At 61.6% G+C, this 26,370-nt stretch carries 23 protein-coding genes and 2 pseudogenes; 5 read left to right on the forward strand and 20 right to left on the reverse strand.

The genetic code is table 11. The features are described 5' to 3' along the window. Positions 1-250: 250 nt before the first annotated feature. Positions 251-1,165: a LysR substrate-binding domain-containing protein gene (locus M5C01_RS07670; protein WP_103499352.1), complete on the forward strand. Its 915-nt coding sequence runs from the start codon at positions 251-253 to the stop codon at positions 1,163-1,165. A 100-nt stretch (positions 1,166-1,265) separates the two neighbouring features. Here M5C01_RS07670 and madM read toward each other — a convergent pair whose 3' ends face one another. The 11 genes from madM to M5C01_RS07725 all read right to left on the reverse strand — a co-directional run bounded on the left by madM (position 1,266) and on the right by M5C01_RS07725 (position 9,812). Beyond that, a complete protein-coding gene (gene madM, locus M5C01_RS07675; protein ID WP_100944641.1) occupies positions 1,266-2,030 on the reverse strand; it encodes a malonate transporter subunit MadM in 765 nt (254 codons plus the stop codon). A gap of 1 nt (position 2,031) precedes the next feature. Next, on the reverse strand, positions 2,032-2,448 hold the full coding sequence (gene madL, locus M5C01_RS07680) for a malonate transporter subunit MadL (protein WP_152736841.1): 417 nt from the start codon (positions 2,446-2,448) through the stop codon (positions 2,032-2,034). A 65-nt stretch (positions 2,449-2,513) separates the two neighbouring features. Further along, positions 2,514-3,443, reverse strand: coding sequence for a malonate decarboxylase subunit epsilon (mdcH, locus tag M5C01_RS07685; RefSeq protein WP_152736840.1), 930 nt, complete (start codon positions 3,441-3,443; stop codon positions 2,514-2,516). Next, entirely contained in the window at positions 3,440-4,069 is a 630-nt protein-coding gene (locus M5C01_RS07690) for a malonate decarboxylase holo-ACP synthase (protein ID WP_152736839.1), read from the reverse strand. Before M5C01_RS07690 ends, mdcH begins: the two co-directional genes overlap by 4 nt. A 6-nt stretch (positions 4,070-4,075) precedes the next feature. Next, positions 4,076-4,879: a biotin-independent malonate decarboxylase subunit gamma gene (gene mdcE / locus M5C01_RS07695; protein ID WP_152736838.1), complete on the reverse strand. Its 804-nt coding sequence runs from the start codon at positions 4,877-4,879 to the stop codon at positions 4,076-4,078. Continuing rightward, positions 4,876-5,727 carry a biotin-independent malonate decarboxylase subunit beta gene (locus M5C01_RS07700; RefSeq protein ID WP_152736837.1) on the reverse strand — a complete coding sequence of 284 codons (852 nt, stop codon included), beginning with the start codon at positions 5,725-5,727 and terminating at the stop codon, positions 4,876-4,878. The genes mdcE and M5C01_RS07700 overlap by 4 nt, the downstream gene beginning before the upstream one ends. Next, a complete protein-coding gene (locus tag M5C01_RS07705; RefSeq protein WP_121135287.1) occupies positions 5,720-6,019 on the reverse strand; it encodes a malonate decarboxylase subunit delta in 300 nt (99 codons plus the stop codon). The genes M5C01_RS07700 and M5C01_RS07705 overlap by 8 nt, the downstream gene beginning before the upstream one ends. Then, positions 6,019-6,999, reverse strand: coding sequence for a triphosphoribosyl-dephospho-CoA synthase (locus tag M5C01_RS07710; protein WP_152736836.1), 981 nt, complete (start codon positions 6,997-6,999; stop codon positions 6,019-6,021). Before M5C01_RS07710 ends, M5C01_RS07705 begins: the two co-directional genes overlap by 1 nt. Then, complete coding sequence (mdcA, locus tag M5C01_RS07715) at positions 7,000-8,676, reverse strand: malonate decarboxylase subunit alpha (RefSeq protein ID WP_152736835.1); 1,677 nt, start codon at positions 8,674-8,676, stop codon at positions 7,000-7,002. A gap of 109 nt (positions 8,677-8,785) precedes the next feature. Then, positions 8,786-9,220, reverse strand: coding sequence for a hypothetical protein (locus M5C01_RS07720; RefSeq protein WP_152736834.1), 435 nt, complete (start codon positions 9,218-9,220; stop codon positions 8,786-8,788). Continuing rightward, the gene (locus M5C01_RS07725) at positions 9,183-9,812 is read right to left on the reverse strand and encodes a nucleotidyltransferase domain-containing protein (RefSeq protein WP_152736833.1); all 630 of its coding nucleotides are present in this window, start codon (positions 9,810-9,812) and stop codon (positions 9,183-9,185) included. The genes M5C01_RS07720 and M5C01_RS07725 overlap by 38 nt, the downstream gene beginning before the upstream one ends. A gap of 123 nt (positions 9,813-9,935) precedes the next feature. Here M5C01_RS07725 and M5C01_RS07730 point away from each other — a divergent pair, with 123 nt between their 5' ends. Beyond that, the gene (locus M5C01_RS07730) at positions 9,936-10,349 is read left to right on the forward strand and encodes an RDD family protein (RefSeq protein ID WP_177104258.1); all 414 of its coding nucleotides are present in this window, start codon (positions 9,936-9,938) and stop codon (positions 10,347-10,349) included. Positions 10,350-10,603: 254 nt separating this feature from the next. Here M5C01_RS07730 and M5C01_RS07735 read toward each other — a convergent pair whose 3' ends face one another. From M5C01_RS07735 to M5C01_RS07745, 3 genes and pseudogenes are all read right to left on the reverse strand, one after another. Beyond that, positions 10,604-11,956 (reverse strand): S8 family serine peptidase, encoded by a 1,353-nt coding sequence (locus M5C01_RS07735; RefSeq protein WP_152736832.1) that lies wholly within the window; start codon positions 11,954-11,956, stop codon positions 10,604-10,606. 383 nt (positions 11,957-12,339) lie between these two features. Further along, a pseudogene (locus M5C01_RS07740) lies at positions 12,340-12,548 on the reverse strand (OprD family outer membrane porin); the annotation flags it as partial. 913 nt (positions 12,549-13,461) lie between these two features. Beyond that, positions 13,462-13,611, reverse strand: a pseudogene (locus tag M5C01_RS07745) (chemotaxis protein CheW); the annotation flags it as partial. Between the two features lie 185 nt (positions 13,612-13,796). Here M5C01_RS07745 and M5C01_RS07750 point away from each other — a divergent pair. Beyond that, positions 13,797-14,300: a hypothetical protein gene (locus M5C01_RS07750; protein ID WP_152736830.1), complete on the forward strand. Its 504-nt coding sequence runs from the start codon at positions 13,797-13,799 to the stop codon at positions 14,298-14,300. A gap of 23 nt (positions 14,301-14,323) precedes the next feature. Here M5C01_RS07750 and M5C01_RS07755 read toward each other — a convergent pair whose 3' ends face one another. Genes M5C01_RS07755 through pilG form a run of 6 tightly spaced genes read right to left on the reverse strand, consistent with a single transcriptional unit; the run spans position 14,324 to position 24,153 of the window. Then, positions 14,324-14,779: a chemotaxis protein CheW gene (locus M5C01_RS07755; RefSeq protein WP_100944631.1), complete on the reverse strand. Its 456-nt coding sequence runs from the start codon at positions 14,777-14,779 to the stop codon at positions 14,324-14,326. Further along, positions 14,772-20,699 carry an Hpt domain-containing protein gene (locus M5C01_RS07760; protein ID WP_152736829.1) on the reverse strand — a complete coding sequence of 1,976 codons (5,928 nt, stop codon included), beginning with the start codon at positions 20,697-20,699 and terminating at the stop codon, positions 14,772-14,774. Before M5C01_RS07760 ends, M5C01_RS07755 begins: the two co-directional genes overlap by 8 nt. Before the next feature lie 10 nt (positions 20,700-20,709). After that, a complete protein-coding gene (locus M5C01_RS07765) occupies positions 20,710-22,767 on the reverse strand; it encodes a methyl-accepting chemotaxis protein (protein WP_100944629.1) in 2,058 nt (685 codons plus the stop codon). A 3-nt stretch (positions 22,768-22,770) separates the two neighbouring features. Beyond that, on the reverse strand, positions 22,771-23,322 hold the full coding sequence (locus M5C01_RS07770) for a chemotaxis protein CheW (RefSeq protein WP_103494425.1): 552 nt from the start codon (positions 23,320-23,322) through the stop codon (positions 22,771-22,773). Between the two features lie 12 nt (positions 23,323-23,334). After that, positions 23,335-23,700, reverse strand: coding sequence for a twitching motility response regulator PilH (gene pilH, locus M5C01_RS07775; RefSeq protein ID WP_103494426.1), 366 nt, complete (start codon positions 23,698-23,700; stop codon positions 23,335-23,337). 45 nt (positions 23,701-23,745) lie between these two features. Next, positions 23,746-24,153: a twitching motility response regulator PilG gene (pilG, locus tag M5C01_RS07780; protein WP_100944626.1), complete on the reverse strand. Its 408-nt coding sequence runs from the start codon at positions 24,151-24,153 to the stop codon at positions 23,746-23,748. Positions 24,154-24,404: 251 nt separating this feature from the next. Between pilG and gshB the strand changes: the two genes are divergently transcribed. Both gshB and M5C01_RS07790 read left to right on the forward strand, forming a co-directional pair. Next, on the forward strand, positions 24,405-25,358 hold the full coding sequence (gene gshB / locus M5C01_RS07785) for a glutathione synthase (RefSeq protein ID WP_100944625.1): 954 nt from the start codon (positions 24,405-24,407) through the stop codon (positions 25,356-25,358). 77 nt (positions 25,359-25,435) lie between these two features. After that, complete coding sequence (locus tag M5C01_RS07790) at positions 25,436-26,335, forward strand: energy transducer TonB (protein WP_152736828.1); 900 nt, start codon at positions 25,436-25,438, stop codon at positions 26,333-26,335. The last annotated feature ends 35 nt before the right edge of the window (positions 26,336-26,370 follow it).

Here is a 26,370-nt window from a genome sequence, read left to right on the forward strand (position 1 = left end):
CGCCTGAGCGGGTGCCTTCGCGGCGGTGCGGCGATCCGACAAGCCCTGCTCCTACAGTACGGTGGCGCACACGAGTTCTGTGAACGACGGAAAACTGTAGGAGCAGGGCTTGCCCGCGAAGAGGCCTGGGAGAACGCTAAAATCCTCACAGGCAATCGAGCGTCCCTCAAGCCGGCTCCATTCTGAAAAAGCCCCAGCCAAAACCCCGGGACTTGGGCACAATCGGGGCATTCGAAAAAGAGCCCGCGCCATGCTGATCGACGAAGAGCTGACCTTGAAAAAGCTGGAGGTGTTCCTGGCCTTTATGCGTACCGGCAACCTGGCGCGGGCGGCGGCCGAGTTGCAGACCAGCAATGTCAGCGTGCACCGGGCCATCCACTCCCTGGAAAACGCCCTGCGCTGCCCGTTGTTCAAGCACGAAGGCCGCAACCTCACACCGCTGGAAAGCGCCTATGTGCTGGAAGAGCGCGCGCAGAAGCTGATCCAGGATGTGGTCGAAAGCGTGCGAATGACCCGCGAAGCCGCCGGGTTCTCCGCCGAACGCTTCAAGCTCGGGTCGCTCTATTCGCTGACGGTGAAAACCGTGCCGCAACTGATCATGGGCCTGAAGATCCGCCGCAGCGAACTCAATATCGACCTGATCCTGGGCTCGAACTTCGACCTGTTGTACAAGCTCAAGAACATGGAGGTGGACGCGATCCTGGTGTCGCTGGATGAGACCACCAACGACTCGGACTGCGAGCATCTTCCGCTGTTTTCCGATGATATTTTCCTGGCGACGCCCGCCGACTCACCCTTGTCCCAACAGGACGAAGTTGACCTGGCGGACCTGAAAGACATGACCTTCATTACCCTGACCCAAGGCTTCGCCACCCACCGGGACGGCAACCGGGTGTTCGAGCAGGCCGGGTTCGAGCCAAAGGTGGCGATGCAGGTCAACGATATCTTCACGCTGTTGAGCATGGTCAGCTCCGGCGTCGGTTATGCCTTGCTGCCGGGGCGGATTGCGGCGGTGTACGAGAATCGGGTGAAGCTGATTCCATTGCAGGCGCGCTACCGCCTGCAACAGCATATTGGCGTGGTGTTTCTGAAGGCCAAGGAGCGCGATCCCAACCTGCTGGCGCTTCTGGCGGAGTGCCGGATGTACGCCAACCGATTGACTTGAGCAGCCAACGACTAGGTTCGATCATGCATTTCCGGTGGCCTCAAGGGCCTCTTCGCGGCGGTGCGGCGAAAACGGTAGAACAGGCACAAAATAATCAGGATCAGCCCACCAGACCGCGCACAATGAAGAACAGCACCGAAGGCCCAAGCAGACAACCCAACCCGGTATGGAAAGTCGCCGTCAGCGCGCCATAAGGCACCAACCGCCGATCCGTCGCCGCCAACCCCGCGGTCACCCCACTGACCGTGCCCGCCAGACCACCGAACACCATCGCCGAACGCGGGTTGTCCAACCCCATCCAACGCGCCGCCACCGGCGTGCCGACCATCACCAGGATCGCCTTGATCAAACCCGTCGCAATCGACAGCGCCACCACCTCGGAACTCGCGCCAATCGCCGCCCCGGTCACCGGCCCGACGATATAGGTCACCGCCCCGGCGCCAATAGTGGTGATGCTCACCGCATCGCGATAACCGAAGGCCCAGGCCATGCACGAGCCGACAATAAACGGCAACAACGTACCCAGCAGCAACGCCAGCGCTCCAACCAACCCCGCCTTCTTCGCCTCGGTCGCCTGGACCTCGAAGGCCGTGGCGACGATGGCGAAGTCCCGCAACATCGCCCCGCCCATCAAACCGACACCGGAAAACAGCGCCACATCCGCCAGCCCCTTCTGCCCGCCGGTCAACGTACCGCCGATCCACGCCAGCACCAGGCCGATCGCGATGGCAATCGCCGAACCGTGGATCCGGCCATAGGTCAGGCGCTTGGACAGCACCACCGACACCCACATCACCAGGCCAACACCGGCGAATGCCGTGATCAGCGAGTTCTGCCCCAGGTCCTTGCCAATGAGATCCCACATATCAGCGACCTCCCGCGACGCTGGCGGTCGGGACAACCGCAAGCGGCTCATCCGGCAGCGGATCGCCTTTATGGATCCGGCTGATCAGGGCAATGGTGCAACCGCAGACCACCACCGAGCCAATCGCCGCCAGCAGCGCCAGCGGCCCGCCGTGCAGCGCCGCGACCACGTTCTGGTTGGCGGCCATGGCGACCACCACCGGGATGTACATGGCGCCCCAGAAACCGACGCCCATCTCGCAATCCTTGGTCAGGCCGCCCCGTTTGTGCATCCACAAACGGGCGCAGATCAACAGGATCATCGCGATCCCGACCCCACCGACATTGGACTTGACGCCTAGCAGCACGCCCAGCATATCCCCCAGAATCACCCCTGCCAGCGTACAGATCGCCAGCAGCGCCACACCGTAGATAATCATTCTTGTTGTCCTCACATTGCATTGTCGAAGTTGTTGTTTTTGTCCTTCGAAGCAGCAGCCGGTGTTTATCGGTGACGGCGTCCCTCCTCATCCAACAGCGCCTTGAGGGTGTCCAGGCGGGCGCCGTCGAACGCAATGACGGAGCCTTGCTCGAACACCCGGCGCGCCAGGCCGGTCAGGACCGAGCCCGGGGGCAGTTCAATCTGCAGGCGGGCACCGCGCTCATAGGCGCTTTGCACGGTGCCGCGCCAATCGACGACCCGGCGCATATTGAAGGCCAGGTCATCGCGGATCTGTTCAGCACTACGCAGCAGCCGCGCACTGCTGCCACTGAGGTAGCCCAGGCGCGGTGCCTGCATCGACACCCTGGCAAAGGCGGCGGCCAATACCTGGGCTGGCTCATCCAATAGCGGGCAATGGGACGGCACGCTGACCGCAAGGCGTTTGGCCACACCCTCCTTTTTCATCAGGGCAACCAGCGCGCTCATGCCCTCGTCGCTCCCGGCGATCACGCATTGGTTATCGGCGTTGATATTCGCCAGATAGACCGGTGTCCGTTCGCTATGCACCTGGGCCAATAACTTATCCACAGCCGCCAGCTCCAATCCGATCAGGGCGGTCATGCCGTAGCCCTGTGGATAAGCCTGCTGCATCAACTCGCCGCGCAGGCTGACCAGGCGCAGGGCATCGCTGAACGTCAGGCTCTCGGCCAATACCGCCGCCGGATAGGCGCCGATGGACAAGCCGGCGACATAAGCCGGCGGCGTCGTGTCTTCCAGCAACAGCCGGGCACAGGCCACACCGGCGATCAGCAGGCAAAGCTGAACCGCCCGGGTCGAAGCCAGGGCTTGCGACGTATCCAGCAAGCTCACGTCCTCGCCCAGCACATCGCTCGCTTCGTGCAGGCAGCCACGAACGATAGCGGCATCGGGCAGGCGCTGCAGCATGCCGGGCTGTTGCGCGCCCTGGCCGGGAAACACCAGCAGACTGCTCATGCCACGCGCTCCCGGGTATCCCAGGGATCGAGCACCAACTGCACGCCATCGGCCCGCTTGAGCAGGACCCGGCGCGCCGTGCCCGCCCACTCCACCAAGGCCACCGCGCCCAGCGGGGTTTGCAGTTGCAGGTCGACACGACAGAACGGGGTGTCGAGTCGCTGCAACAAGCCATTGGCCTGACGACGGGAAAGCGTTTGCGGCACGCGCAGAATCAGATCCAGATCACTCTGTTGATGCAGGGTCGGCAAACCGGTGGCCAACTCGAAACCGGCACTGCCGCTGACGCCCCACACCAGACCCGACGCATCCAACAACGGCCGCAGGTAATGCAGCGCCTGCAAGGCCGGCCAATCCTGTGTACAGACTTCAATATCGATAAGGGCTTCGGGCCGCACGCAGCGCTCGACCAGCACCCGTGGCATCAGCGTGGCGAAACGCTGCTCACGCAAAACCCCGCGCACGCCCACCGCCACCTGATCCGGCGCCGTCAGCGCCCGGCGCACCACCACTGGTTGGCCCAGGCTCAGCGCCTCAGCCACCCAATCCGGCGCCTCCTCCGGCAACTGCGCCGGGGTCAGTCCCCAGAGCAGGTCGTGGGGCAGGAAGTCCTGGTCAGCGTGCATCGCGGCTCACCACTGCTCGCGCAACAGTTGCCGAACCCGACTCGACGCCGCCCGATTGCTCGCGCCCAGGCGCCCACTCAAGTCCGTGCCCTTCTGCGCCACATCGTGGATGGCCTCGACCAGACAGTCCTCCACCTGCGCCAGGTCAGCCGCCGTAGGTTGTTCGATCTGCTCCACGCCCAGGGTTTTCCACAGCAGCCCCAGGCTGGCGTAACTGTCGATGTCATAGGCCATCGGCGGCACGCTGGCGGCCAGGGCCTCCAGTTCTTCGACGCTGCGCAAGGTCACCCGCGCCGCCGAGGCCTTGCCCATGGCATGCACCATCACCCCCGGATCGCGCATGGCGATCAACCGATTGGCCTGATAACCGTGGGCGAGAAACGCCCCGGACATTGCCTTGCCCACCAGCAGCGCGATCACCGCATGACCGGCCAGGCGGGCACGGGCATAACTGTCCGCCGCACCGGCCAGGGCCTGGTGAATCCCCAGGGCTTCTTCACGACGGCCGTAAGCCTGGCTCGGCACATCGACAATGGCGATCAAGGCGCGCTTCCCGGCACGACCGCTGTCGGCCTCGATCACCTCGTCCACGGCCTTGGCCAGGCCCCAACCTTCCAGCAATCCGACTTCGCCATTGCGGGCACGAACAAACCGGTTGGCCGGATCGGCCACCACCGCCAGAAAGCGCACTGGCTGATCACCGAGTTGGCCATCGGCGACTTTCAATGAAGGCGGCAGCCCGGACACTTCGACAGCCTCCGCCGCCAGCGCCTGGAACCAGTGCAAACCCCGCAGGGAATAAGCGCTCATGGACGATCTCCTTGGAAAAGACGGCGTACCGTGGCCGGATCGATTTGCGGTTCGGCATCCAGTTCGGCCAAGCGTTGCAGGTACCACTCCGCCTGCCGACTGCGTTGTACACCGGGCAAACCGGCTTCCAGCAATTCGGCAATCTGTTGCCGGATCAACGCCACATCATCGGCCACATAACGATCCACCAGGCCGCTGGTGAAACGCTGCTCGCCACCGGTCAGGCTCCAGATAAACGGCCGGTCGCGGGAGTCGTACTCGTCCAGCCCCGCCTCCTGCTCGATCACTTGCGGGCCGTTGAGGCCCAGGCGCGCCTCCTGGGTCACCACCAGATAACTGCACAGCGCCGCCGCGATGGACATGCCGCCGAAACAACCGACGCTACCCGCCACCACGCCGATCACTGGCTGATAACGACGCAGGTCGACAATCGCCGCATGGATATCGGCGATGGCCGCCAGCCCCAGATTGGCTTCCTGCAAACGCACGCCACCGGTTTCCAGCAGCAGCACGGCGCGGGTGGGGATACCATTGCGGTTGTCTTCAGCGGCCAGCTCCAAGGCGCCGGCGATTTTCGCGCCGCCCACTTCACCGAGGCTGCCGCCCTGGAACGCACCTTCGATGGCGGCGATCACCACCGGCAAACCATCGATGCTGCCCTTGGCGATCACCACGCCGTCGTCGGCCTGGGGCACTACGCCCTGGCGTTCGAGCCAGGGCGACATGACCCGGGCAAAGGGGTCGAGCAGTTCGCGAAAACTGCCGCTGTCGAGCAAGGCCCGGGCACGCTGGCGGGCGCCGAGTTCGACGAAGCTGTGCTTGTGCAACAAACGCTCGCTGTCAGTCATGGCCGATCTCCTCGAAACCTTGTTCCAGACGCAAGCGGACCACGCCAGGGGTGGCGCCGAAATCATGGATATCGATGGCTAGCGCGGGCGGCAACTGGCCGTCGAACAGACGCTCGAACAGGTGCTGCCAGCGCGAGGCACTGCCGTTCACCGAGGTGGTCACCTGGATCGACAAGGTGCCGGGATGGCCGGGTTCCAGCAGTACCTCCAGGTCACCCGAGCCGACACAACCCACCAGCGCCCGGCCTTTGGGCGGTTGCCCGGCGGGGAATTCAAAGGACAACTTTTCCATCACAAGGCTTCCTGTTCGAGGCGGTCGATCAGCAGGCAGGCCGCGAGCAGATCCGCCGCGCCTCCCGGTGAAGCGTTCATCGCCAACAGCTGTTGATCCAATTCATGCAGGCAGCGCCGACCGGCCAGGCTGGCGCTACCGCCGGCTTCCAGCACTGCGCGGGCGCCCTGTTGCATGGCCTGCAAACCCGGCACGCCGGCGCGGTAGAGCACGCAGGTATCGGCCAGGGTGGTCATGATGGCGAGCAAGGCATCCAGCCGGGCGTTCTGCTCGCCGTGGCCGGCGAGGCGGGTTCGTTTGAGTTGTGGCAGACCGAGTTGGGTAACCGCTGGGAAACCCAGTTGCGCTTCCTCACGGGCACCGCGTGCGCCGTAGCGTTGGGCGACCTGGCTGCCGTGGCTGCTGCTGTTGGGGGCGTATCGGTCTTCCAGCAACGCCAGGCGGGCGGCGCGCAGGGTCAGGGCGTTGGCGCTGAGGGAGAGAGGGTCCAGCGCCGCCGCGGCGACCAACAGTCCCAAGGCCCAGATCGCACCGCGATGAGTATTTACGCCGCCGGTGGTCTTGAGCATCGCTTGCTCGCCTTCACGACCGATGCGACCGAGCGCCTCACGCAGCTCCCTGTAGGAGCGAGCTTGCTCGCGATGGGCGTCAACGATAACGCGGGATGCCTGATACCCCGCGGCGCCAGGGCCACCATCGCGAGCAAGCTTGCTCCCACAGGGGGTGGTGTATTCCGAGACATCGCGGGTGTTACCCATACCTTGCGCGGCTTCGGCCATCTCCTTGAACATCGGCCACAGCGACAACGCCGAAGCATGCATCAGGCCCAGATGAAGGTCGGTATGCGCACCGTTGCCACGGCGATCCACCAAGGCCGGCTTGGGCGACAGGTCGGCTTCGTCGATCAGCGCTTCCACCGCGAAATCCGCCAGGCGCTCGGCCAGTGACAGGGGTTGGACTTGCAGATTGAAGGCGTGCATTTACCAGCTCCTGAATTTGGCGGGCGGGTTGTAGAGGCCTCCCGACCATTCCACCAGGTCGGCCACGCTCTTCGCCGCCAGCAGTTCGCGGCTGGCGTCGGTGCGCCGAATGCCCAGGTCTTCAGGCAAGGCGATCAAACCTTCGCGACGCATCCGCGCCGTGTCCTTGGGGTTATGCCGCAAGCCGATGGCCGTGACACCGGCCACGGCGGCAATCATCGCCTGGCGTTCTTCCAGGGAACGGGCCTTGTACAGGTAGGCAATGCCCTCTTCGGTGAGCAAATGGGTCACGTCGTCGCCGTAGATCATGATCGGTGCCAGTGGCATCCCACTCTTCTTCGCCACTTCCACGGCATCGAGAGTTTCGACGAAAGTCGGTTTGCCGCCCTCCTGGAACGTCTCGACCATCTGCACCACCAGCTTCTTGCCACGTTCGAGCAAGGCTTCGGGCGCGTCACCGGTGTCCAGGCGCATATCGAGCCAGGCCGGGGTGCCATGGCGGCGACCGCGCGGGTCATGTCCCATATTCGGCGCCCCGCCGAAACCGGCCAGGCGGCCACGGGTCACGGTGGACGAATGACCGTCGCCGTCGACCTGCAAGGTCGCGCCGATAAACAGGTCCACCGCATACTGCCCGGCCAACTGGCAGAACATCCGGTTCGAACGCATCGAGCCGTCGCGACCGGTGAAAAATACATCCGGGCGGGCCGCGATGTAGTTTTCCATGCCCAGTTCGGTGCCGAAGCAATGCACGCTTTCGACCCAGCCGCTTTCAATGGCGGGAATCAGGGTCGGGTGCGGATTGAGCGTCCAGTTGCGGCAGATCTTGCCCTTCAGGCCCAGGGATTCACCGTAGGTCGGCAGGATCAGTTCGATGGCGGCGGTGTTGAAACCGATCCCGTGGTTGAGGGACTGCACATTGTGTTTTTCGTAGATCCCGCGAATCGCCATCATCGCCATCAGCACATGCACCGGCTTGATATGGCGTGGGTCGCGGGTGAACAGCGGCTCGATATAGAAGGGCTTGTCGGCCACCACCACGAAGTCGACCCAGGACGCGGGGATATCCACACGTGGCAGCTCGCTGACGTCATCCACCAGTTGATTGACCTGGACGATCACGATCCCGTCGCTGAACGCCGCCGGTTCGATCAAGGCCGGGGTGTCTTCGGTGCTGGCCCCGGTGTAGATATTGCCGGCGCGGTCGGCCATGAAACCGGCGCTGAGCACCACATTGGGGATCAGGTCCACCACCAGGCGCGCATAGAGTTCGATGTAGGTATGAATCGCGCCGATTTCCAGCAGGCCGTCTTCCAGCAACTGGCTGATGCGCAGGCTCTGGGTGCCGGCGAAGGAGAAGTCCAGCTTGCGGGCGATGCCGCGTTCGAACAGGTCCAGGTGCTCGGCGCGACCGACGCTGGGCATGATCATATGCAAATCGTGGAGCTTGGCCGGGTCGGCCTTGACCAGGGAGCGGGAGAGGAAATCCGCCTGCTTCTGGTTATTGCCCTCCAGCACCACCCGGTCGCCGGGCATGATCAGGGCTTCGAGGGCGGCGACGATCTTGTCGGTCGGCAACACCACGCCATCGGCGAGGGCTCGTACCTGTTCGAGACGGCGCTGCTTCTCGGTGCGCCGCCGCGTCCAGCGCGAGTCGGGGGAATTGGGGGTTGTCATGCTCACTCCACGGGTTCGCTTTCGTGGAGTAGACAGTAGGAGTGAATCGCCCGGGCATCAATCAAGCCCAGCGGTGGATCGTTACGGTCAGGGTAATGGTTCCACTCAATCAGCCGGAATAAAGCCCAGCCATTGTTTGCTCAACGACGGCCTTCAATGCAGTGGTGTTGTCGATCAACTCCGCCAACAACCTCTCGTCTTCATCCATGTAGCCTTCATATTCCGCCAGGTTTCGGCGCTCGTGACACAACGCGAACAAGCGAACCTGCAACTTGTTGATCCCGGCGGTATGAACCAGGCACTGAAACACCAGATAACGGCGGTCGGAACGAAAGCCCGATAAGCGCAATGCCGTGAGGGCAATTCCATGGGCGGCGTTATAGGCCAGGTCGAAGCGGCTGGCAAAGGAAAGTTGGGCGCTACGTGCATCCTGCAAACGATCACTCGCCGAGCGCATCAGACCTTCGCACTCCTTGCGGTCCGCTGGCTCGGCCTTCAGGCCGCCGCTACGTTGCAGGTTTTCCAGGCTTTGGTTTTTGTCCATCCTTAGACTCCACTGGGTTTTCACCCATGATGTTGAGCTTCTCCTGCTCCACCACCCGCTGAACGAAGCTGTTGCCAGTGGCAAGTTTTGCGTTCCAATCCTCCAAGCTGTACAGCGTGGGGTTGATGGTGCGGCCCACTTGTTCTTCCATGGGCAACAGCCGCTCCATCACTTCGCTGTAGTGCAGGTCGTCGCCAATCAACATCAGGTCGATATCGCTGCCGGCATGGGCTTGGTCCTTGGCGATGGAGCCGTAAACAAACGCCCAAGCTACTTGATCCGCAAACGGACCGAGCGCCACACGCAACTGCTCGACGATGCCGAATGTCTTGCGCACAATGCCCAGCAATTCCTGGTAGATAGGACACGCCGGATTGGCTTGGTAGTGTGTCTGATTACCCTGCCGACTGAGGGTCAGGATGCCAGCCCGTTGCAAGCGCTCCAACTCACGCATCAGGCTGCCCTTACCGATCTTCGCCCAACGGGCTATCTCATTGGCATAAAAACTATGGTCCGGCTTGCCGAAGAGCAAGCCCAGGATTCGCTGTTGTGTTGCAGTAAATAACGCGTCACTGAGGGAGAGGGTTTGCATGGTCGCGCCAAAGAGTCCCAAAAAGGGAACGATAGGTCCCTTTTTGGGACTTATCAAGGGCCATTTGATGCCAATCGCAAAGCGTTTTCGGGGGCCAAACGAGGACTTGGCTCTTTCGCTTGAGTGAAATTTCCTAGAAAATCCCGGCGGCTTGCGCCTGCCAAAACACCTGGTCTAGGGCGACGCAGGGGAGGACAAATCATTGACTCCCTGGTCACCTTTTTCCTGTTCTTTCTCGCAGGCCGAGCGGCCAAATTTGTCGGATTGCCACCGAATGTAGTCGGTCTTCTGGCGTTAGGCTCCACTGCGGCGTATTACTTGTTTTCCGATGCAATGCCGAACGGGCAAAGCGTGGGTAAAAAGCTGTTGGGGATGTCAGTGATTGATGAGCGTAGTTACCTGAACTGCAATTTATATCAATCGTTTATGCGCAATATTACGACGCCATTTCTAAATTTTTTTGACTGGATATTTATTTTCTTTGGTTCAAGGAAGCGGTTGGGTGACATGCTCGCGTCTACGATTGTCTTCAGATAATGGCCGAGCAGGCACAACGTACCGCCGAAGAGGCCACCCTACGCGCCACTCGGATGACCGATAAGGCCTCGCGCAAGTAAACAGCGGATGTACGAGGCGCGGCGTTAGCTGCGCCAGGGTCAGAACGACCCCAGTTTGACTGGCCTTGTATCACACTGATCTGGTCGGCACTTGCGATATCATCGTATTGCGACACCAGCACCGTCAGCGTGGTCAACGCCGCCAGCGGATCGAGCTGGCGGCTGCTGACCTCTTTAGATCGCCGGCGCCGGCAGTTCGACCGCAGACATTGAAGCAATGGCGTTCACGATATGGGGAAGTGGACCGATATGTCCACCTGTTCCTTGAGGTGTACCCGTCCGAATTAATAGCTCTCTCATGTGTCTTGGCGTTATTACCGTGCCAGTCCTTTTAAACCATGACTGCACCGCAATGACGGCTGCTCCTACAATTGCCGTGGCCGCAGAGGTTCCTGCAAACTCTGCGGCATAAGTCCTCGTACGCCCCTCATTAAAAAGATCACCAACGCCGCAAGTAGCCACATACCCATCACCACCCCACCCCTGTAAATGTATCGGGCTACCATATGTAGAAAAAACGGAGCAATTACGGCCGGTCCGTGTTCCAGAGCCGACGAGAATACTTCCATTGTCGCCACGGCTTCTATATTCCTCATAAAACGGATGGTCTAAATCTTCATGACCATTACCGGCAGCGGCGACAACAATAATTCCAGCATCAGTGGCCTGTTTTGTTATGTCCCAAACACCCCTATTAAAATCAGCGGGTACCAATCGGCCCTCACGGCCGCCCGTTTGCATTTCATATATAAATACGTCTCCGGCTCTTAAATGTTTCAAACCCTCAGCAATACCGCCAACGCGACCAAGAGGACCCTGCGAAATCCCGTAAAATACATCAACTTCATAGGCAACGCCCAGCATGCCAAATCCATTGTTTCTAGCAAAGACGACACCAGCAACTTGAGTCCCGTGGTCATTGGTATTCTCACCGGGCATTGGAACGAGCTCTATAAAATTAGCGCCTTCCAGATCTTCATGATCGTAAGCAAACTCGCCGTTTTCGATATCTGCACATCTAATTCCTCGCCCGGTAGCCTCAAATAATCGCCAAGCATTCATGGCATCAATACCAATGACATTTGATCCCAAATCACCTTGGAGATACTCTTGCCGATCAACGAAGTTCGGAGTTGTACTTGTGGGGCCTGCTGTACATTCGCCTGACGGCGTCGGAGCAGGCCCGACTGGATCAAGCTCAGGCTCGACTGGCTCAATTTCAACATATTCTACAATATCCATATCCCTCAACGCCGTTGCGAGGCGCTGCAATTCTTCAAATGACATGGAGGGTGCGTTTTTGATATAGACGAGCCCCTTATATTGAGAAAAATCAATACTATTTTCTTCGTTTTTTATTTTGCCCGTCTCTGCCAATCCTGGAATGGCATGGCGATATTCTAAATCAGATAAAAAACTCGCATCCTTTGCTAGTTTTTCTGATTCATGAAAAAATATCTTTCCATTTGTTACATTGGAAATACTGTCTGGAGTGAACTTCACAAGTAAGTTATAGGCTTCATTCATCACGCACCTCCATGGAGCATACTGAGAATTACTTGCCCCGCAAACTGCAGCCAGGGCTGGGTATGTCCAGCTTCAGCCCGCCTTCTGGTCCCACTGCAGTAGCGCTCTTGCCGCTCTCGACTGCTTGCTCGTTATCGTCATTTAAGTCCTTAGGGAGCTCGGATCATGGCTGAGAATAGCAGAAGTGTGTCCGCCGTCACGCGTCGGAAACTGTTGGCGGGGACTGCAGTGGCGGTTATCGGGCAGTCCGTCCAGGCCGCTGACGTCGGCGATACGCACATTGGCGACGATGAACAGACAGGCCGACCCGCATGCCGGGGTCGAGGAGAAGAACATCGAACCGTTGCCAAAATCTTATTCAGCGGCGGAAATGTCAGAACGGCCCCCAGCTCGAGCGGGTACTCAATGACGAGGTACGGCCGGTCGATGTCATCGCCGCCCTGACTGCTGTTGGCGCGATGGGTGACGTGGGACTGTTGCAGCGAAGGTCCTTGGCCGGGCACTGATTGCACGATGTAGTGCAGGTTCAGATCGCGCTCCCAATGGCGTCCGCCGTCCCTTGTTGTGGACGGTAACCGCCGGTGTCCGTATCGAGCTTTTCCGGGACAGACCACGTTTTATCGGAGGGAGCGATTAAAGTGTGGTTATCACTGTTTTTGTGAACGAAGAAAAATCGCAGCAACGGCCAGTCGTTCGTTATAAGACACCACTCTTTCTATTGAGTGAAATTTCCTAGAAAATCTCGGCGGCTTGCGCCTGCCAAAACACCTGGTCTAGTCTTCGTTCGTCACTGCCAATTCAGTGATCGGGTTTAGTAGCCCGCTGTTTAGCTAAGGCGCAATGCGTCACCGTCCTGTCAGGCACTGTTTGTTGCCTGCGCGTTATGGTGGCTGTGCGCAGGGCACCTCGGTGCACCGGTTCTTAGCTCGCCGGCTACTAACCTGCGTACAGCTGCCACCCTGTCGTGTAGTAGCGTCTCGGTAGCAGCTCAACCTGCGTTGAGAGAGCTAAATCAATGTCGAAGATAACCCCGACCCACCCGTCACACTTAACCCGATAGACGCCGACATCGAGCGCATATTCGCCCACTACAACCTGCCACCGGCAGAACCACCCATTCGCTACAAACTGCCTGAAAGCCTGTATCAGATTCGGGTGGATGTGCGTTCCGAGGAATCCCTCGTCACTGCTTATGAACTGTTGGAAGCAGCAGCCGCTACCGCCTACGAAGCGGTAGAAAACCTCAGTGGGTCAAACCGAAAGGTGGTGCTGGGCGTCGTGCACCTGATCGAGATGGCGCGGGCATTCGTGAATTCGGCGTTGGATGAGCGGGTAGTGGTACGTCCGTAAAAACGCCATAAAACCTGTAGGAGCCAGCTTGCTGGCGATAGCGATGTGCACAGCGCAGATAATGTGTCGAATGTACCAGCATCATCGCCAGCAAGCCGGCTCCTACAGGGTGATGTCATCTGCGAGGCCTGTGAACGAAAAAAACCGGCCGTTCGTCAAGCCAACCCCGACTCCAGCACCAACTGCTCCAACCCCAGCAAGTCCGGCACCTTCGCCACCCACTCGCCCACCTGCACCGCCGCCTTCTCCAGCCGGCACAGCGGCACATCGACAAAATTCAACTGGCTGTCGAGCTTCTACGAACGGATCGAGACTAGAGGTGATTCTGTGTTGCGAAAGCATCAGAACCTTTTGTCGGATAGTGACTTCGACCTGTCAGTTCTGACAGTAGACCACCCACCATTTGCAGCGCCCAATCAGGTGGCGCTGCGATCTCCAATGTCCGGCTCCACGGGCAGGGTCAAAAGCGCCAGTGACCGGAGAAACCAAGATGAAGAACCTGGATGATTTTACCGATTTCGAAAATGGAGAAAGGAACGGATGGGAAAATGAGATTGGATCTCCAGACGGGATACTCAAAACGGAAGCTGGCCCGGAAGGCCCGAATACTTTCTGGTCCGGCAAGCTGGAATGGAGACCCCCAAACACGTTTCTGCCCTCTCTCTTCAAGATGTTTACCCTTTCTGGCAAAGAGCAGGAAAAAGAGTGGCTTGAAATATCCTTCAAATACCGTGTTTACCCGCCGGAGCCGGGGGAAGCAACAACGATCACGGGCGTGATTACACAGCACTTCTCGATAGCCTATAACAATTTTTTTATAGATGAGTACACACCAACCAACGAGTGGCTCCAAGGTGATCCAATCCAAATCCTAGTTGTCTACTCCAATAACTTGAGCCATCTCTTGATCGGTGCGCGTAATGGGACAGGGCCCGGCGTGTCCCGTAAGATAGACATCGATGACATCAAGGTTGTGCGGACTCCCGTTAAATAGAAAGTTACTCCGGGTCCGGGTTGTCAGGCCAACCCGGACTCCAACACCAACTGCTCCAGCCCCAGCAGGTCCGGCACCTTCGCCACCCATTCGCCGACCTGCACCGCCGCCTTCTCCAACCGACACAGCGGCACATCGACAAAACTCAGCTGGCTGTCGAGCTTGTACGAACGCGGAATCCCCTGGATCACCAGCGCAATGAACTTCAACTCCGGCCGCCCGCCCAGGGCATTGAGCACCACGATCCGTGCCCGATCCCCCACCGCCAGCGGACAGCCGCAGGCCGCCTCGAAGCTGATCAATGGCAATTGCTGGTTGCGCCAAGTCACCTGCCGCAGATACCACGGCGGCGCATCGCTGGCCGGCTCGCCGCGCTGGTAGTCGATCAACTCCGCCACCGCGACATTCGGCAGCAACAGGTAACGGTCCGCCAACGGCAGCATCAACCCTGTCAGGCTGCTGGTGCTGTGTTCATGCATGGAGCTGACTCCAATAGGCGATGCTTTCCAGCAACGCCGACTCCTGGTACGGCTTGCCCAGGTATTCGTTGACGCCAATGGCCATGGCCCGGTCCCGGTGTTTCTGCCCGGTACGCGAGGTGATCATGATAATCGGCAGGTCCTTGAGGCGTTCATCGTTGCGGATCCGCGTCGCCACCTCAAAACCGTCCATACGCGGCATTTCAATGTCCAGCAGCATCAGGTCCGGGGTGTGCTCCTCCAGCAACATCATGGCATCCACCCCATCCTTGGCCGTCAGCACGTTCATACCGTTACGCTCCAGCAGGCGACTGGTGACCTTGCGCACGGTGACCGAGTCATCCACCACCATGACCAGGGTCGGGCGCACCGGCGTGACATCCACGCTCGCACCACTGGAGATGGACTGCACCGGCGCCCGCGACAAGGCGTTGCGCACATGGGCGAGCAAATCGAGAATCAGCACCACGCGACCGTCGCCCAGGATGGTCGCCCCCGACAGCCCCGGTACCGCGGCGAACTGCGGCCCGAGGTTCTTCACCACGATTTCCCGCGATCCCGCCAGGGCATCCACTTGCAGCGCCATGCGCTGATCGTTGCAGTGCACCAGCAACACCGGCAACGCCAGGCTCTGGCCGAATAATTTCGGCTTGCCCACGGTTTGCAGCAGTTCGCCGAGGTAACGCAGTTCGTAGGTCTGCCCGGCGTATTCGTAGCGTGGCGGATCGAGTTGGTAATAATCTTCCAGCTCACTCGGCAAAACCCGCACCAGCCCTTCGACGGTGTTCAGCGGCACCGCGTATTGCTCGTCGGCGCATTGCACCATCAATGCACGGTTCACCGAGACGCTGAACGGCAGACGGATCTGGAAGTGCACGCCCTGCCCCGGGATGGAGTCGATACGCATGGTGCCGCCCAGTTGCCGCACCTCTTCGTGAACCACGTCCATGCCCACGCCGCGCCCGGAAATCTGGGTGATCTTTTCCGCCGTGGAAAAGCCCGGCTGGAGGATGAACTGCAACACGTCGCGATCACTGATCGGCATGTCCGGCTCCAGCAGACCGCGCTTGATCGCCTTGCGCCGTACCGCTTCGAGGGGTACCCCGGCGCCGTCGTCACGTATATCGAAGACGATATCGCCACCTTCGTGGGACAGGTCCAGGCTGATCAGCCCCTGCTCCGGTTTCCCGGCCGCACGCCGGCCTTCGGCACTTTCCAGGCCGTGGTCGACGGCATTACGCAACATATGCTCCAGGGGCGCGACCATGCGTTCCAGCACATTGCGGTCCATCTCGCCCTCGGCATTGCCGACCACGAAATCGACCTCCTTGCCCAACTCCCCCGCCACCTGCCGGACGATACGCTTGAGGCGCGGCACCAGACGCTCGAACGGCACCATGCGCGTGCGCATCAGGCCTTCCTGCAACTGGGTGTTGACCCGCGCCTGCTGCGCCAGCAGGTTTTCCGCATCCTGGTTGCGCCCGGACAGGGTCTCCTTGAGGTCCAGCAGGTCGGAGGCGGATTCGAACAAGGCCCGGGACAATTGCTGCAACTGCGAATGCCGGTCCATTTCCAGCGGGTCGAATTCTTCATAACCCAGGCGTTCGGCTTCCACCTGCTGGCGACTGAGAATCCGCCCCTGGGTCTCGGTGTCGAGGCGGCGCAACTGATCGCGCATACGCTCGATGGTGGTCTCCATTTCGTTGAGCGCGATCCTGGCGTCGTTGACCTGCTGCTCGATACGGCCACGGAAGATCGAGGTTTCACCCGCCAGGTTGACCAGGTCTTCGAGCACATCCGCCGAAACCTTGACCATATCCTGGGCCGCCCGCTCGGCCTCGGCGACCGTCGGGGCCTCGGGCTTGGGTGCTGCCGGCGCGACAACCGGGGTCGCGACCGGCAGATTGACCGGCGACTGCCGGCCAAACGCCTGGATATCCTGGATCAGCGCATCGGCGGGCAGCACCGGCTGTTCGGCGCGCACCGCATCGAGCATATGCGCCAGCCGGTCATGGCCGGCCTGCAACAAGCCGAACAGCTCCGGACCCGGTTGCAGCAGCCCCGCCGACAGCCCTTCGTAAAGAAACTCCAGCTCGTGGGCCAGGTCGCCGATCGGCACGATTTCCACCATGCGCGCGCTGCCCTTGAGGGTGTGCAGGTCACGCAGCAGGGTTTCCACGTCCTGGCGATTTGCCGGCTCAGCCTGCCAGCGCAGCAAGGCCGCGCCGGAGCTTTCGAGGATATCGAACCCCTCTTCGAGGAAGATCTCCAGCAACTCCGGATCGTTGCCGGTCACCGACGTGGGCGCTTCGGCGGCCTCGCTCACCTCCAGCGGTGCGCTGCTGCCCTGGCGGAACTGGCGCAAGCACTCGATCAGCGCACTCGGATCGCCCAGGGGCTGATGCCCTTGAAGCTGGTCCAGCAGGACCGCCAGGCGGTCATGGCTTTTCTGCAACAGCAGCGCCAGTTCGGGAGAATGATTGAAGCGCCGGTCCACCAGACCTTCGTAGAGATTTTCCAGTTCGTGGGCCAGATCGCCCACCGGGCCGATCTCGGCCATGCGCGCGCCGCCCTTGAGGGTGTGCAGGTCCCGTTGCAGGGACAGAAGCGGCGCGGCGTTATCCGGATCGTCGAGCCAACGCTGCAAGGCCAGCCCGGCACTGTCGAGGATATCCGCGGCCTCTTCGAGGAAGATCACCACGATCTCGTCGTCGAGGTCCACTTCATCGAGGGCCTGGCTCGCTTCGGCGGTGGCGGCGCCCAGTTCGGCGATGCTCAGGGCGCGGCTGCCGTCAGTCTTGATCAGGCCGGTGGCGGATGGATCGAGGGCCTCGTCGAGCAGCTCGCGCAGGGCCCGCAGTCGCTCCGGTTGCGCCTTGATTTCCTGGCCGGCGGCCAGTTCGTCGAACATGTTGATCAGCGCTTCATGGGCGCTCTGCGCCTCATGGAAAAACCGCTCGCTGACCGCCAGGCTGCTTTCTTCGACCGCACCGTAGAGGTCGAGCAAGGCTTCGCAGAGTTCGTCCACCGGGTGCAGGTCGGCACTGTGGGCGCCCTGGCCGAGGGTGGTCAGCTCGTCCAGCAGGCTGTTGAGCTCCTCACGCTCGCCGGGGTGCTGCTGCCAGCGCAGCAGCAGGTTTTCCGCGTCCAGCAGGATATCCATGCCCTGGGCCAGAAAGTTGTTGATCAGTTGCGGGTCACGCTTGGTGCCGCTGGTAACGCTGAGCAGCGACTCCAGCCGGGCCGCGAGCAGGGCCTCGGCACGTCGGATCAGCTCCGCGGCGCCGTCGATGGCCGCCAGCGGGTCGTCAGCCAGTTGCTTCAACCCTTGGTGCAACAGGACCTCGGCCTCCAGCAGCAACTCGACTTCATCCAGGTCCAGTGGCAACAGGTGGGCCTTGAACTCACGCACCAGGTGGTAAAACGGTGCCGCCAGTTCGGCAATCGGCCGTACGCCGGCCACGTAGGCGCTGCCCTTGAGGGTGTGCAACGCCCTTTGCAATTCGTCGCTGGCGGCCAGCGGCAGGTGTTCGGTGGCCTCTTCGAGAAAGTGGTTGAGGCTGTCCAGATGCGTCTCGGCCTCGTTGCGGAAAATATCCAGCAACTGCCGGTCGATGGCCTCATCGTCGGTCTCTCCCACGTCCCCGGGCGTGGCTTCGTCCGCAGCCGAACCCGCCAACTCATGGGCTCGGGCGGCCAGCAGGTCGACATCGTCGCGCTGGCGCTGGGCCTGTTCGGCAAACTCGCTGACCAGTTCCGGCAACACCTGCAGCACATCGTCGAGCAACTGGTGGACCGGCGCGTCGGCCTCGACGCTGTGTTCGAGCACACGGTTGAGCAGGTTTTCCACCGCCCAGGCCAGCTCGCCCAGCACCAGCGCCCGGACCATCCGGCCGCTGCCCTTGAGCGTGTGGAAAGCGCGACGCAGCTCGGTCAGGGCCGATTTGCTCTCGGTGTTCAGTGCCCAGCGCGGCAGGTATTCGCGCAACACATCGAGCACTTCCGCGCATTCTTCAAGGAAGACTTCACGTAATTCGTCGTCCACCGGAACTTCGTCGCCCGGTGGCGGCAGCAGGCTGCCCGGGACCTGGCGGGCCGGCGGGTTGAGGGCGGACACGGGGCTGGCCAGGACATCGGCCAGGGACTGCACCACCTGCGGATTATCCAGCACCTGCAAGTCCTGCATCACCTGGGCTTCGTTGGGGCTCAGGACATCTTCGAGCACAGGTACGTCCTGCTCGACAGGCGTATACCCCAGGGCATCGAGGCTCTCCTCGGCCATGTCCAGCACCCGTTCACCCGGCGCCTCGTGGTCTTCGCCCAAACGTTCGAGGTAGTACTCGATACTGCTCAGGGCATCGGCCAGGCGGTCGAGTTGCTGCCAGGAAGGTGGTTGCGGACCGTTCAACAGGTGGTCGTGGATATAACGATTACAGGTTTCCAGCAGGCTCGCGGCCCGACCGAGGGGAATCATCGACAAGGCGCCACGGACCGAGGTCAGCAACTCGGGCAAGGGCAACAGGCGCTCGCGGTCCCAGTCGGCATCGATATACTCGATGATCAGGTCCTTGGCCTGTTGCAGGCAGATCCGCGATTCCTTGACCACCAACTGGTGGATCTGGGTCAGGTCGGTGGTCGGCAGGCGGCTTTCTTCACGGCTTTCCGGCTCCACGGTGCCGATCATCCCGGCCAGGGTCGCCTCGACGTAGAGCAAGGCGCCGGCAACGTCCATCAGCACCGAGTCATTCGGCTCGCGCTGGCCCTGGACCAGGCCCAGGACCACCGCCGTCTGGTCAATGATGACCTTGCGCGGCTGGCCGAAGCCGAGCACCGCCAGAGTATCGGCGATCTGCCGCAGGGGCGCCAGCAGGCTCGACAGTTCATCGGTGTGCTGGCGGTCGCCGCGCACGAACAGGTCCAGCCGTTCCTTGCACCGCACCAGTTCCTCGCACAACGCCGCGACCACCGAACGCATGGCATCGCGGTCGGGGCCTGCCAGACGCGCCCGCTCCTCGTCGACCACCGCCGTATCGGGCAGGGCTTCATCCAGGCCATAACGTTCTTTAAGGGCGAGCATCTGCGCCGTCGGCTGGCGCGCCTTGGCGATATAGAACAGCAGGCTCTTGAGCAATTCTTCCGGGGCCGGCTGGTTGATTCCGGCGATGCCCTGCTCCAGCAGGCGCTTGAGTTCCTTGTCGGAGTCCTTGAGCAGACTGCGCAGGGCCGGGCTGTTGGCGATGACACCCGCGAGCATGCCCTCGACCAGCGCCGACGCGACTTGCCAGAGCGCCCCCAACGGTGCATTCAGACAGAGGATTTCAAGCCGGGCAAAGACCTTGGCCATATAGCCGAGGTTGGTTTCGTCGTCCTGTTCACGTAGCAAACCGACCAGCGCGGTCTGCAGCATCTGCCGCAACTTGCGCAACAAGGCCGGCAGTTCCGCCGGGGTCAGTTCGGCGAGGGTCGCCTCGTCCAGGGGCGGCAACTCCGGCAAGGTCGGGCTGAACAGGCTGGTTTCCGACAGCAGGCTTTCGCCCCGGGCACTGCGCAGGTCATTGAGCAGGGGCAGCACCACCAATGGCAGATCGCGACGGGCACTGTGGACCCGGTCCAGATACAGCGGCATCTGCCCCAGGGCCTGGCGCAACAACTTCAGCGCTTCCGGCAGATCGACCACCCGCCCTTGCTGCACGGCCAGGGCCAGGGCTTCGGTTTCCTCGGCGAGCAGGGCCGCGCCGTAGAACTCCACCATCTGCAAGCTGCCATGAACCTGGTGAATACATTCCAGGCATTCGGCGATGTCCTGGACCGAATGCGTCGGCTCATCGAACGCATCCAGGGCCTGGCGCGCCTGCTTCAGGGTATCGGCGATTTCGCCCTTGACCCATTCGAGGGCCACATAGTCGTGCTGATCGCTCATGACGACTCCACTAACGGGTTTCACGCGCATCTTGCGCAGCAGGCAGGGTAAAGCCGGAGACCGAGCGCCGCAGCTGGCTGGCCATTTTCGCCAGGTTGCCGATGCTGTCGGCGGTGGCGGTCGAGCCCGACGAGGTCTGGGTGGTGATCTGCTGGATCACGTTCATGGTCAGCGAGATCTGTCCCGCCGACGTGGTCTGTTGCTGGGCCGCGTTGGAAATGCTCTGGATCAAGGCCGCCAGGGTCTTGGAGACTCCTTCGATTTCTTCCAGGGCAACCCCGGCATCCTGGGCCAGCCGCGCGCCGCGCACCACTTCGGTGGTGGTCTGCTCCATGGAGATCACCGCCTCGTTGGTGTCGGTCTGGATCGCCCGCACCAGGGTTTCGATCTGCCGGGTCGCCGCCGACGAACGTTCCGCCAGGCGCTGGACCTCATCGGCCACCACCGCGAAACCGCGCCCGGCATCGCCGGCCATGGAGGCCTGGATCGCCGCATTGAGGGCGAGGATGTTGGTCTGGTCGGCAATGTCGTCGATCAGGCTGACGATATCGCCGATTTCCTGGGAAGACTCGCCCAGGCGCTTGATCCGCTTGGCGGTGTCCTGGATCTGTTCGCGAATATTGTCCATGCCGTGGATGGTGTTGTGCACCACCTCGTTGCCCTTGTTGGCGATCTCCACCGAACGCTCGGCCACCGCCGACGATTCGGCGGCGTTGGCCGAGACCTGGTCGATGGACTCGGCCATATCGCTGATGGCGGTGGACGCTTCGGAAATCTGCTGGGCCTGGTGCTCGGAGGCCTCGGCCAGTTGCATGGCGGTGGCCTGGGTTTCCTGCACGGCGGCGGCGACCTGGCCGGCAGTGAGGTTGATGGTGGCCACCAGATCCCGCAGCTGGTCGACGGAATAGTTGATGGAGTCGGCAATGGTCCCGGTGAAGTCTTCCGTGACGGAAGCGGTCACGGTCAGGTCGCCGTCGGCCAGGTCTTCGATTTCATCCAGCAGGCGCATGATCGCGTGCTGGTTGCGCTCGTTCTTTTCGGCGGTCTCGTGCAACTGGCGATTGGTCTCGCGGACCATCACCAGGCCGATCAGGATGATCGAGGCCAGGGCCAGCAGGCCGAGGACATAACCGCCGATGGTATCAAGGGAGCGTTCGCCGGCAAGGTTTTCAAAACCGTTGGCCAGGTGCGAGGCTTCGTCCAGCAGGGTTTGCGACAGGCTGAAGATATTCCCGGCCGACTCGCGAACCTGGAACAGCTGCGGTGAGGTTTCGAGGATTTCATCCACGGAGCCTGAGACGAATTCGAACAGTTCGGCGATATCCCCCAGACGGGCGCGGGCGTCCTTGTCTTCGACCTGGGTGATTTTCAGGGTCGCGTTGCCCTGGAGCATGCCGTTGAGCACCTGGCCGAAACGCGCGGCATCGCGACCGAAGGCGTCGGCGGCCTGGGACGAGGTTTCGTCGCCGGCCAGCACCGTGTTCACCGCGCCGAGGATCCGCTCGGCCAGCAACGACTGGCGCTGGGCCATGGCCACCTGGGCCGCCGGGGCGCCGCGTTGCAGGAGAATCTCCACGACCTTTTCGTACTCGACCTGCAACTGCGGCACGGTTTCGGCCAGGGTCGCGGCCACCTGATGCAACGACAGCACGGTCTGTTCGCTGGCGAGGATGGCATCGGTGTTGCGCAGCAGGTTTTCCCAATCCTGCTGCACGGCGTGCATTTCCGTACGCACGGCGGGCGGCGCGGCGGGCAGGCCAGTGGCCGGGTCGCCTTTTTTCAGGTAACCCCAGCGTTGGGCGAAGTCGTTGCGCGCGTCGCTCAGCAACTTGAACGCCGCGGCCTTGCCGGAAGCCGCTTCCGTGGCGTTCTTGGCGATACGCTGGGACAGCACCCGCAGCTCGCCGGCATGGCTGATGTATTGCTTGTCGTAGGTGGACTGGGTGTTCAGGTAGGCGAAGTTGGCGAACAACAGCATGATGAACACGATCAGGGCGATAAACAGCACGATGATCTGCGAACGACTGCGCGAAGCCTCCAACGGCTTGCCGGTTTTAGCGTTTGTCATCGATCAGGCCCCTGCCTGTAAGGCTACATCCAGAAACCCCGGCGCCTGCGCCAGGGCAAACGGGCTGAACACCCACCAACTGCGTTCACGCTCGAAACGGCCCTGGACAAAGGGCGCCACCGCCGCATCCGGCGGCTGGACCGAAAGCCCCTGCTGCCCGCCCTGGGGAAAGTGCTGCAAACCGGCCACTTCGTCCACCATCAGGCCGGCGAACACGTCTTTGTATTCCACCACCAGTACCCGCCGCTGTTTGCGCAACGCGGACAGCTCATGGCCGAAAAACCCACACAGGTCCATGATCGGCAGCAGGCGCCCACGCAGGTTGGCCACGCCCTTGACCCAGGGTTTCACCCCCGGCAACAGGGTGTGACGCGGCTCATGCAGGACTTCGCCGACTTCACCCATCGGCGCCACATACCAGTGCTCGCCGAGGCGAAAGCCGATACCGCTCCAGGTGTCCTGGCGGGCCTGTTGCGACGGCAGATCGGCCGCCAACAGGCGACAGCGCTGGTCGATTTCCAGCAGCAGTTGGAAGGCAGTCTGCGACGGGCTCATGGGCGCGGGCCGTCAGCCGGCGAGGACGCTGTTCAGGGTCTTGATCAGGGTGTCTTCTTCCACCGGTTTGGTCAGGTAGTCGCGAGCGCCCTGGCGCGTGCCCCAGACCTTGTCGGTTTCCTGATCCTTGGTGGTGATGATGATCACCGGGATATGGCTGGTTTCACTGTCTTTGGTCAGCTGTCGGGTGGCCTGGAAGCCATTGAGGCCCGGCATGACGATGTCCATCAGGACCGCGTCGGGCTTTTCCTGGCGGGCCAGGGCCACGCCGTCGGCACCGTTTTCGGCCTTGAGCACTTCATGACCGTGCTTCTCCAGCATGGTGGTCAGTTTGTACATTTCAGTCGGCGAATCATCGACGATCAGGATACGTGCCATGGTGTTCCCCACTGCTTATAAGGCGGGCGGCCAGGCGGCCGGCCGTCAATGTGCTTGTTCTACCGCCGCGAACCCCGGCACATGGGCCTTGATCGCGGCCAGCAGCTCTTCCTTGCTGAACGGTTTGGTCAAAAACTGATCGGAACCGACGATACGCCCCTTGGCCTTGTCGAACAGGCCGTCCTTGGAGGACAGCATGATCACCGGCGTGGACTTGAACGCACGGTTGTTCTTGATCAGGGCGCAGGTCTGGTAGCCATCCAGGCGCGGCATCATGATATCGACGAAGATGATACCCGGATGGTGATCGGCGATCTTGGCCAGGGCATCGAAGCCGTCGATGGCCGTGATCACCTCGCAACCCACGTGTTTCAACAGCGTCTCGGCGGTGCGGCGAATCGTCTTGGAGTCGTCGATGACCATCACTTTCAAGGCTGTGGAATGCTGTTCCATATCTGCTCTACCATCGCCACAGCGACTCGATTGACTGCATTTAAGCGCTTTTCAGGCGCGAAGCCCTTGATGTGTAAGCGCTTCGAGCGGCATGCGAGCCTTTTTAGCACAGTCTCAAGATGCAATCTATCAACCGCCCCCGGCCCCACCCGGACAGGCGGTTTTTCCTTGACCGGGAATCGGTGTAGCGCCACTCTGACGCCACTTTTTCAAGTCATTTCGGCCATCACGGCCCATAGAGGATATAGCCCATGAGCGTTCGTCTCGGGATTGTCATGGACCCCATCGCCAACATTTCCTATAAAAAGGACAGTTCCCTGGCGATGTTGCTGGCCGCCCAGGCGCGCGGCTGGACCCTGTTCTACATGGAACAGCAGGACCTGTACCAGGACGCCGGCGTGGCGCGCGGGCGCATGCGTCCACTGAAAGTGTTCGCCAACCCCGAGCACTGGTTCGAGCTGGAAGCCGAGACCGACACGGCCCTGAGCGACCTGGACGTGATCCTGATGCGCAAGGACCCGCCCTTCGACATGGAGTTCGTCTACTCCACCTACCTGCTGGAACAGGCCGAGCGCGCCGGGGTGCTGGTGGTCAACAAGCCGCAGAGCCTGCGCGACTGTAACGAAAAGCTCTTCGCCACCCAGTTCCCGCAGTGCACCCCGGCCACCGTGGTCAGCCGTCGCGCCGATGTGTTGCGCGAGTTTGCCGCCAAGCACGGTGACGTGATCCTCAAGCCGCTGGACGGCATGGGCGGTACTTCGATCTTCCGCCACCGGGTCGGCGACCCGAACCTGTCGGTGATCCTCGAGACCCTGACCGCCCTGGGCAGCCAGCAGATCATGGCCCAGGCCTACCTGCCGGGAATCAAGGACGGCGACAAGCGCATCCTGATGGTCGACGGCGAGCCGGTGCCCTATTGCCTGGCGCGGATCCCGGCAGCCGGTGAAACCCGTGGCAACCTGGCCGCCGGCGGTCGCGGCGAAGCCCGTCCGCTGACCGACCGCGACCGCTGGATCGCCGCCCAGGTCGGCCCGACCTTGCGGGAAAAAGGCCTGTTGTTTGTCGGCCTGGACGTGATCGGCGAGCATCTGACGGAAATCAACGTCACCAGCCCGACCTGCATCCGCGAGATCGACAACGCCTTCGGCACCGACATCGGCGGCCTGCTGATGGATGCCATTGAGCGCAAGCTGCAAGCCCGTTGATGTAGAACAGCCGAGAAAAAACCAACATTGCGTTATCATTCCGCGCTTTCGATACATGCGATGTTGGTTTCCTGGTCATGACGCTTCCCGCCGATCTGCCTCCCGAACTTTCCCGCCCCGGCGTACGCCCGGCGGATCGGCTTGGCTTCACGCTTTTCCTCGCGGCGCTGATCCACCTGGCGCTGCTGCTCGGTGTGGGCTTCAGCGTCGTCGAGCCCAAGCAGATCAGCAAGACCCTGGAAATCACCCTGTCCACCTTCAAGAGCGTGAAACCGCCGGAAAAGGCTGATTTCCTCGCCCAGGACAACCAGGAAGGCAGCGGCACCCTGGATAAAAAGGCGATACCCAAGACCACCGAGGTCGCGCCGTTCCAGGACAACAGCATCAATGAGGTCACCCCGCCGCCACCGACCAAGCAGGAAGTAACCGAAGCGGCACCGAAGGCGGTGGTCACCACGGTGGCGCCGAAGCCGAAGAAAGCCGTGATCAAGCATGAGCAGGTCAAGACCGAGGCGGCGCCCCAGCAACCGGCACCGACCTTCGACAGCTCGCAGTTGAGCAGCGACATCGCCAGCCTTGAAGCGGAACTGGCCAAGGAACAACAGTTGTATGCCAAGCGCCCGCGGATTCATCGCTTGAGCGCGGCCTCGACCATGCGCGACAAGGGCGCCTGGTACAAGGATGACTGGCGCAAGAAGGTCGAGCGCATCGGCAACCTCAATTACCCCGAAGAAGCACGTCGCCAGCAGATCTACGGCAATTTGCGGCTGATGGTCTCGATCAACCGCGACGGCTCGCTGTATGAAGTGCTGGTGCTGGAATCCTCCGGGCAGCCGCTGCTGGACCAGGCGGCGCAGCGGATCGTGCGCCTGGCGGCACCGTTCGCGCCCTTTACCGGCGATCTGTCGGACATCGACCGCCTGGAGATCATCCGCACCTGGCGTTTTTCCCGGGGCGACAAGCTTTCCAGCAACTGAATCGCGCCTACACCGCTTGTCAGGTCGCCCGCCCA

Source organism: Pseudomonas sp. MWU12-2319 (assembly GCF_023242525.1).
GTDB lineage: Bacteria > Pseudomonadota > Gammaproteobacteria > Pseudomonadales > Pseudomonadaceae > Aquipseudomonas > Aquipseudomonas gingeri_D.

Bases quoted from the DNA above. Each gene is read 5' to 3' on its own strand.
- M5C01_RS07670 (WP_103499352.1), top strand. From the start codon at position 251: ATGCTGATCGACGAAGAGCTGACCTTGAAAAAGCTGGAGGTGTTCCTG.
- madM (WP_100944641.1), bottom strand. From the start codon at position 2,030: ATGTGGGATCTCATTGGCAAGGACCTGGGGCAGAACTCGCTGATCACG.
- madL (WP_152736841.1), bottom strand. From the start codon at position 2,448: ATGATTATCTACGGTGTGGCGCTGCTGGCGATCTGTACGCTGGCAGGG.
- mdcH (WP_152736840.1), bottom strand. From the start codon at position 3,443: ATGAGCAGTCTGCTGGTGTTTCCCGGCCAGGGCGCGCAACAGCCCGGC.
- M5C01_RS07690 (WP_152736839.1), bottom strand. From the start codon at position 4,069: ATGCACGCTGACCAGGACTTCCTGCCCCACGACCTGCTCTGGGGACTG.
- mdcE (WP_152736838.1), bottom strand. From the start codon at position 4,879: ATGAGCGCTTATTCCCTGCGGGGTTTGCACTGGTTCCAGGCGCTGGCG.
- M5C01_RS07700 (WP_152736837.1), bottom strand. From the start codon at position 5,727: ATGACTGACAGCGAGCGTTTGTTGCACAAGCACAGCTTCGTCGAACTC.
- M5C01_RS07705 (WP_121135287.1), bottom strand. From the start codon at position 6,019: ATGGAAAAGTTGTCCTTTGAATTCCCCGCCGGGCAACCGCCCAAAGGC.
- M5C01_RS07710 (WP_152736836.1), bottom strand. From the start codon at position 6,999: ATGCACGCCTTCAATCTGCAAGTCCAACCCCTGTCACTGGCCGAGCGC.
- mdcA (WP_152736835.1), bottom strand. From the start codon at position 8,676: ATGACAACCCCCAATTCCCCCGACTCGCGCTGGACGCGGCGGCGCACC.
- M5C01_RS07720 (WP_152736834.1), bottom strand. From the start codon at position 9,220: ATGGACAAAAACCAAAGCCTGGAAAACCTGCAACGTAGCGGCGGCCTG.
- M5C01_RS07725 (WP_152736833.1), bottom strand. From the start codon at position 9,812: ATGCAAACCCTCTCCCTCAGTGACGCGTTATTTACTGCAACACAACAG.
- M5C01_RS07735 (WP_152736832.1), bottom strand. From the start codon at position 11,956: ATGAATGAAGCCTATAACTTACTTGTGAAGTTCACTCCAGACAGTATT.
- M5C01_RS07750 (WP_152736830.1), top strand. From the start codon at position 13,797: ATGAAGAACCTGGATGATTTTACCGATTTCGAAAATGGAGAAAGGAAC.
- M5C01_RS07755 (WP_100944631.1), bottom strand. From the start codon at position 14,779: ATGCATGAACACAGCACCAGCAGCCTGACAGGGTTGATGCTGCCGTTG.
- M5C01_RS07760 (WP_152736829.1), bottom strand. From the start codon at position 20,699: ATGAGCGATCAGCACGACTATGTGGCCCTCGAATGGGTCAAGGGCGAA.
- M5C01_RS07765 (WP_100944629.1), bottom strand. From the start codon at position 22,767: ATGACAAACGCTAAAACCGGCAAGCCGTTGGAGGCTTCGCGCAGTCGT.
- M5C01_RS07770 (WP_103494425.1), bottom strand. From the start codon at position 23,322: ATGAGCCCGTCGCAGACTGCCTTCCAACTGCTGCTGGAAATCGACCAG.
- pilH (WP_103494426.1), bottom strand. From the start codon at position 23,700: ATGGCACGTATCCTGATCGTCGATGATTCGCCGACTGAAATGTACAAA.
- pilG (WP_100944626.1), bottom strand. From the start codon at position 24,153: ATGGAACAGCATTCCACAGCCTTGAAAGTGATGGTCATCGACGACTCC.
- gshB (WP_100944625.1), top strand. From the start codon at position 24,405: ATGAGCGTTCGTCTCGGGATTGTCATGGACCCCATCGCCAACATTTCC.
- M5C01_RS07790 (WP_152736828.1), top strand. From the start codon at position 25,436: ATGACGCTTCCCGCCGATCTGCCTCCCGAACTTTCCCGCCCCGGCGTA.